Raw genomic sequence first — 6,634 nt, forward strand, 5'->3', positions numbered from 1 at the left:
CAGGATGCAGGCCGCCAAGGCAGCGTAAGTGGATAATTGTCCAACCTTCGGGGGGCATACCACCGTAGGGTTGGTGGCGTCCTTGATGTTGAATACCTGGGTCATGCCGTGCTCCTTACCTGCGGTGGGTCCATTGAGAGTGGGGTATGACGCCAGTAATGCCGTCTCGTTGATAGCAATGGGCTTTATCCGACGAAGGGGTTATAAGCGGCGGGGGCTTTCCGACCAAAACAGCCCGTTAGTGAGGACGGATAGCGACCTCATTCTCACAAGTGAAACAAGTCACCAGACAATCGGCTTATCGTCCCAGGCCCAAAAGGTCCCGCTGTCGGCCGGTCCATGTGCGCCTACCACCTCAATAATGCGATCCGCCGAGAACGCCGGTTCGAACAGCTGGCCTTCGGGCACGTTCGCCTGGAATGGCTGAGACAGCTCCGTGTCAGTCGTGCCTGGGTGTATTGCCAGGACAGTAGAGGCCGGGTTAAGACGTTTCAACTCGATACTGGCCGTGTGCAGCAACTGGTTCAGCGCTGCTTTGCTGGCTCTGTAGCTGTACCAGCCACCCAGTCGGTTATCGCCAATGGAGCCAACCCTCGCGGAGAGCGCCACGAAGGTTGAAGGTTGTTTGCGCAATAACGGGAGCAGGTGTTTGAGCAGCAGGATCGGTGCAAAGGTGTTGGTCGCGAAACTCGCTTGCAGACTCGCAAGTGTCAGTTGTGCCAAGCCCTTTTCTGCTTTTGCGCCGTCCTGATGAAGAATGCCTAACGTACTGATGACGAGGTGCAGATGCTCGCATCCATCAAGCGCCTCGCTCACGAGTGCTTCAAGGGATTGTTCATTGCGCGCGTCGCAGTCGACGCGTTTGATGCGTTGGCCATATTGCTCTGCAAGCGTTGCCAGCTCTGTAGAAGTACTGGCTTTTCGCGCGACCGCCCATACCTGAGCCACATCATCGCGAGCAAGCAACGTTGCGCACAGTGCCAAGCCAATACCTCGGCTGGCTCCGCATATCAGCACGTTAGCCTCGCTGTTCAGTTCGGGTATCAAACTCATAAGGCACCTTGAGGAGCATGGTTGAAGTGTTTTTGACTTCTGTGGGGCAACTATAGCCCTACCGCTTCGCCAACAACCGCGCCAACCCAGCCGTCACCACAACAGCCAGCAAAACGGCAGCCGTGATAGACACAAGCGCGCCCCATTGCAGTATGGAATACCTGAGGGTCAGGTAAAAACTCACCACCCCGACAGCGCCAATGGCATTGCCGCGGACTATTGCCGCCAGTTCATAACGCCCGCCCTGAACGTGGACAAACACTGCAAGCGGCCAGGCGATCACCGGGATCGGCGCCAGCAGCCCACTGACCACCGGCCCGAGCCAGGTGGCACTTGCGGTAATCGCCAGCAGCAGAAGGGTGGCTGTCAGCATTCGCATCGGGATGACCCAGCGCGGCATTGCAACGTATGACGCTACGTTCGGCGGGGCCTGTTTTGAGGTGGCAACAACGATCAACGCAACCATCAGCAGCGTGAAGATGATCGACAGCGCCAGTAAGCCCGACAGGTTCATCACAAAGGCCGTTGCGCCATACACAGCCAACGCCAAGGCGCATCCCGTCACCGCTGAAACGCGTCGAGTAACCAGAAAGTAAAACAGATAAGTCGCCTGAATCGCCGCAAGCCCAGCCAATGCCCCAAGCACCGCCATCGAGGCGAATTCGGTGCCTTGCTCAAGACTGAGAAACAGCATGACCAGCGCCGAGGTCATCGGCAGACCAGAAAGAAGCCCCGCCACACCAGTGCCCCAGCGCCTCGCGGCCAATGAAATGGCCAGCATGAGCGCGGGGGTGATGAGTAACTTGAGGTAGAAGGCCGTCATGCAGAAAACTTCACATCCGAAGGAGGGCTGAATGCTAAACCTTTTGGCGGTGGGTAACGATGCGTGTCTGCTCTTACAACACCCCCGACAGTGCATCCGCCAATAGCCAGAAACAGAAAAGCCCGGCGAACCGGGCTTTCTGGAGTCGGGCAGTGCTTATTTAGCTGTTTTCAGTTTGATCACGTCACCAGAAACGGTGGTGGTGTAGCCGTTCAGAACCCAGGCCCAGAACCACTTCTCCTGCACTTGGGTATTGATCAGCGCATCGCCACCCTTGGCCTGAATGGCGCTGTTCTGCGCACGAACGAAACGGTCGTTCTGACGAATCGGGATCAGACCGAACAGCATCAGGCCGGTGGCGCTTGCTTCACTGTGACCTACGACGGTGTATTGGCTGCTGTCGTATTGCGGGGTTTTCATAGGGGTGCAGGTGCAACCCGCCAGAACCAGACCACATACTGCTGCGGCGACGACTTTGCTAAATGACTTCAAGGTGAAACTCCATGGGAAAACCCGGATCCACGTCTCGGGCGGCGGTACTTTACTCGTTGGGGTCTTGGTTTAGGTAGTTTTTATAGCGGTAACAGGACGCTCTCACATGCCCAAGCGGGATTCGAACCCACGCCCCCTGCCTTCGGAGTTCTAAAAGTCGACTTTTAGAATCAATACGTTAGCGGGCATTAGCTGGGAAATCAATGGGTTGTGTTAGCTGAGATTAGCGGGGTCTCGCCCCGGTTAGCGCGGCGAGTGTGGCAATTCTGTGGCATTCCGCGCTGATTATCAGTCCGTTACAGACTCCAGCAAGTGTGTCAATTCAATTGGATAGGGCTCGGCATGTACGTGTCCAGAGGCTTGATCCGACTCACAGAGTGACGACAATTCCAAGGCTTTTGAGTATCCTTGAAGGATCGTGTGCATAATAGTCTGAATGGCAGGGCTTTAAAAATGTCTGGATATTGCTTTTACTCACCCGATGCTCTGGATTTAGTCGAGCAAGCGGGAATCAAGGAAAAGATAGAAGAGTTTGCTGAAAGCAATAAAAAACAAACCTATGTTCTTCGAAAACCTCTTTCAAAAGACGATGCTGATTACGAGTACGATAGAGCTGTAACTATATTTTCATCAGGTGTAAAACCTTGTTTTGTTAATCTTGGCGATGATGAAGAAGCGTTTGAAGAGCATGTCGAGTTCTTTGTAGAAGATATTGCTTTCCTGTCGGAAAAATTTAAATACAGAGAAAAAATTGGTAGAAAAAAATATTGGTTTTCACTATTTGAACAGTGTGATGCAGAAGATTTTGACTTTGCAGACCTCAGCGTTGAAAAGCCAGCAGATCGACGTCTAGTTGACTTTATTACTTCGCTAGTCGTAGGGAGTATTAATGATGTCTCCAAAATAAATTTGGAAGCAAGCGGTCTCTTGGAAACTATAAAATCAAAAATCATTCTTTTGGATACGGACCAGACAAGTTTCGTTTTTCGGTCCGGCGCAGGGAAAAAGTTTGTTATTCAAGGACTGGCTGGTTCTGGGAAAACTGAGTTGCTATTACATAAGATGAAGGAGATATACTCTCGTGACTTCAATGCTCGTATAGCATTCACATGTTTCAATAAAATACTATCATCTTCAATGAAAACTCGAATCCCGAATTTTTTCGACTTCATGCGCGTTGAACGTCAAATTGATTGGAGTAATAAACTTTTTTGCTTTCATTCTTGGGGCAGCGGTAGAGACCCTTATTCTGGTATGTACCGGTATATTTGCCACAGTTACGGTATACCTTTCTTAAGTCTGCAAGCTGGGAGTTTTGACCACGTATGCAAGGTAGCTATCGCTGCGATAAAGCAAATTTCGGGCGAAAGGAAGTATATTTTTGATTACGTATTTATGGATGAAAGCCAAGATTTTGCTGCCAGTTTTGTCGAGCTTTGCGAACCGGTAACCGAAAAAAGATTGTATGTCGCAGGGGATGTATTTCAGAATATTTTTCGCCCAATTGATGAGGGTGTAAATCGTGCTGATATGATTTTGAAAAAATGCTACCGCACGGACCCTAAGAACCTGATGTTTTCTCACGCATTGGCAATGGGGCTTTTTGAAACTCCTGTCTTACGCTGGTTACAACCTCATGAGTGGGATGCATGCGGTTATGTATACGATGAGAAGAATGGTAGGGCACTTATATCTAGGGATCCATTGCGACGGTTTGAGGATATACCGGCAGATTTCAAAAGCACGCGGATTCACCAGCTAGCGGACGGTTTGACAATTGCACAAAATCTAGTTGAGGTGGTTAAGATGATTATATCTAACCACCCAGGCGTTGAGCCTGGAGATATTGCGATAATTTTGCTAGATAAAGATAATTATATTTATGATGTTATAACGCAGTTAAAATTCAAGATTGCTGAATTACTTGGTTGGGAGGTGAATGTTTCATTCGAAACGAAACGGAGCGATCCAGATAAAGTATTCGTTTCAAATATCAATAACGCAAAAGGTCTTGAGTTTCCGTTCGTCATATGTTTTGCTCTGAATCTGAATCGTCACCCGTCATTCCGAAATGCCCTTTACACTATGCTGGCCAGATCCTTTTTAGAAAGCCATCTGGTTCTTGGGAAAAAAGTTGACTTGGATGTTTTGGGAAGAGTGAATCAGGGGTTGAATTTTCTGTCGCACAATTCCTATATGGATATTAGGATTCCGTCACCTGAAGAGATTCAACAGCGCGAATTTTTAGTTCTAGATGAGCTTCCATCTATCGAAGAAATCGTCAGAGCATACTGTAACGAACAAGAAGCAAGTCCCAGTCCTCGTCTGATTGCGAAGCTCATTGATAGAATTAGTACCATCGTCGGTGAGGCGGATTATGATCAAGACTATTTAGATCTACTGTTGAATGCCGAATATCAGAGGGCTAGGGTGATATGACGGCTTTTTTCTTCAAGGGAGTACCTGGTTTTCGCATGAGCGATTTTTGTGCAGTGCGAGATAATTTAGATAACTTAGAGAATATTCTTCAGCTTGCTGAGATGGTTAATACATGTGGCCATTGTAAAATATCTGACTATGAAGATGATTTTGATTTTGTGATTTTTTCTGGAGACTATTGTCGAGCATTAATAAGGAAAAGCGATGGATATTTTTCTATGACAATACCTTTTCAAATTGTAGATGATGGTTCAAGAGTGTATTTTAACTATGACCTCATAGCAGAGGAGGTTAGCGGTATATTTATATCTATACTAAGAAACGCTGTCCTCACATGCAAGGGAGGCGTTCATTCACATGAGGAGATTATTTGCTCATTAGTTGATAGTTTTGGTTTGAGTGTTACCGAGGCTATACCATACTACGATGCGTTCGCAACGCTTCTAATGGACGATCATGGGTACTTTAGATTCGATGATGATCCCAAAAATGAGAACGGTAATATCCATCCGCGCTATCACTTTGACTTTTTCTTCAAAAACACCTCATCGATAAAAATAGGATTGGACGCACCAGTGAATATTGAGTGTTTTTATTCTCTATTCGACGGCACTGTTCCGAAACACTACCTTAGAACCTAAATTAATCAATAGCACACCCGCTTCCCGGTGGAGGCTTTCACTGTTGAATTGGCTGAGCCGCGCCTACAGATGCGGCATCGCCCAGCGTGCCACGCATCTTAGGGCGGTAGGGTTTTATAGATCGCTTACTAATTAAAATGCATTCTTATCACGTGATTCACCTCTAATTCCTAAACCCAAGGTAGGAGCCATATGTGGTGTTTCTGCATATGGATGTGCCGGGGGCACAGATTGCGGCTACTCCTACCGACCCCGAAAACCCTAATGGGCGGAGCTGTGAGGTCGGTGTCTCAGAGCTTTTCCTAAAATCTAGGTACAACCTGAGACTGCTGCGGCAGCGTGTTACACGGTACTGCGAGCCAGACTTGGATACTCCATAACAAGGTGATGGCAACAGAAGTCCGAAGGATACGCCTTACCAGGTGGGACCTTGCGATCGTGTTTAGAGGTCTTGTGTGGGCGACTAACAAATGTCAGCGCATCTTTCAACGAACAACCGATTTTAGTTTCAATTTTATTTAGTGCATCAGTTGCATCGCCTTTGAGCAGGTAACCAACCATAGCTCCAGCATCAGAAAAAGGCGCGTAGCGGCATGTCAGGTATTCTTCTCTTAAGTCGCGCTCGTACTCAGCCAAAGAACCTGGTGTCTCGAGGACTTTCGCTTCTAGGGGCCACATAAAGCTTTCATTTGCCCGGTAAACAAATGCCAAATCGTAAGTGGGGGGCTGAGCAGGAGGTTTAGCCATTGTTTCATATTCGCAAGAGCCATGTTGGATTGAAAATGGCTCATACCCACTCATTTGGTCTCCAATCCTTAGTTCTAGAGCCTGAGTAATGCTACGCTCTAATGATTGACCATGTATGTAGGGCATGTTTTCGCACATTGAGTCATAAGCTTTCCACACATAGCCCAATAGTTGGTCTGCATAGTCCTTTCCCCAACTAGAAGCAATTCCTAAAAATTTAGCGTCAGGAGCGCCACCCATTGATGAATTCTCAGTTATGGTCTTACACCTTTTTCAGGTGTAGACGAGTTTCGCCATCTGAATAGATCAAGGGCCACTTCATCTGCATCGTTTAACCCCGTACTCCTAGGGTTTGTCTGAAAAGTCAGCCCGCAAGCATCTTTCGATGCAAGCCAGTGTGACCATCGCTTTAAAGCTACTTGCCAGCTTGTCGTAACGC

Annotated in this window: 6 protein-coding genes and 1 pseudogene; 2 read left to right on the forward strand and 5 right to left on the reverse strand. The window is 48.1% G+C overall.

All coding sequences use genetic code 11. The annotated features are described in order from the left end of the window. Window positions 1–282: 282 nt before the first annotated feature. From AO277_RS09180 to AO277_RS09190, 3 genes are all read right to left on the reverse strand, one after another. Complete coding sequence (locus tag AO277_RS09180; protein WP_044320138.1) at window positions 283–1,053, reverse strand: SDR family NAD(P)-dependent oxidoreductase; 771 nt, start codon at window positions 1,051–1,053, stop codon at window positions 283–285. Window positions 1,054–1,111: 58 nt separating this feature from the next. Beyond that, window positions 1,112–1,876: a hypothetical protein gene (locus AO277_RS09185; protein ID WP_044320137.1), complete on the reverse strand. Its 765-nt coding sequence runs from the start codon at window positions 1,874–1,876 to the stop codon at window positions 1,112–1,114. 156 nt (window positions 1,877–2,032) lie between these two features. Further along, complete coding sequence (locus AO277_RS09190; RefSeq protein ID WP_044320136.1) at window positions 2,033–2,368, reverse strand: hypothetical protein; 336 nt, start codon at window positions 2,366–2,368, stop codon at window positions 2,033–2,035. A gap of 408 nt (window positions 2,369–2,776) precedes the next feature. On the opposite strand from AO277_RS09190, the gene AO277_RS09195 reads away from it, so the two are divergent. Both AO277_RS09195 and AO277_RS09200 read left to right on the forward strand, forming a co-directional pair. After that, on the forward strand, window positions 2,777–4,807 hold the full coding sequence (locus AO277_RS09195) for an STM2767 family DEAD/DEAH box helicase (protein WP_257214208.1): 2,031 nt from the start codon (window positions 2,777–2,779) through the stop codon (window positions 4,805–4,807). Further along, window positions 4,804–5,448 carry an STM2766 family helicase-associated protein gene (locus tag AO277_RS09200; protein WP_099258933.1) on the forward strand — a complete coding sequence of 215 codons (645 nt, stop codon included), beginning with the start codon at window positions 4,804–4,806 and terminating at the stop codon, window positions 5,446–5,448. The genes AO277_RS09195 and AO277_RS09200 overlap by 4 nt, the downstream gene beginning before the upstream one ends. 342 nt (window positions 5,449–5,790) lie before the next feature. On the opposite strand, the gene AO277_RS09205 is transcribed toward AO277_RS09200, so the two are convergent. Both AO277_RS09205 and AO277_RS09210 read right to left on the reverse strand, forming a co-directional pair. Next, a complete protein-coding gene (locus AO277_RS09205; RefSeq protein ID WP_218962510.1) occupies window positions 5,791–6,435 on the reverse strand; it encodes a hypothetical protein in 645 nt (214 codons plus the stop codon). A gap of 105 nt (window positions 6,436–6,540) precedes the next feature. Beyond that, window positions 6,541–6,634: pseudogene (locus AO277_RS09210) on the reverse strand (IS5/IS1182 family transposase); the annotation flags it as partial.

Origin of the sequence: Pseudomonas amygdali, from assembly GCF_002699855.1 — a bacterium.
Lineage (GTDB): Bacteria > Pseudomonadota > Gammaproteobacteria > Pseudomonadales > Pseudomonadaceae > Aquipseudomonas > Aquipseudomonas amygdali.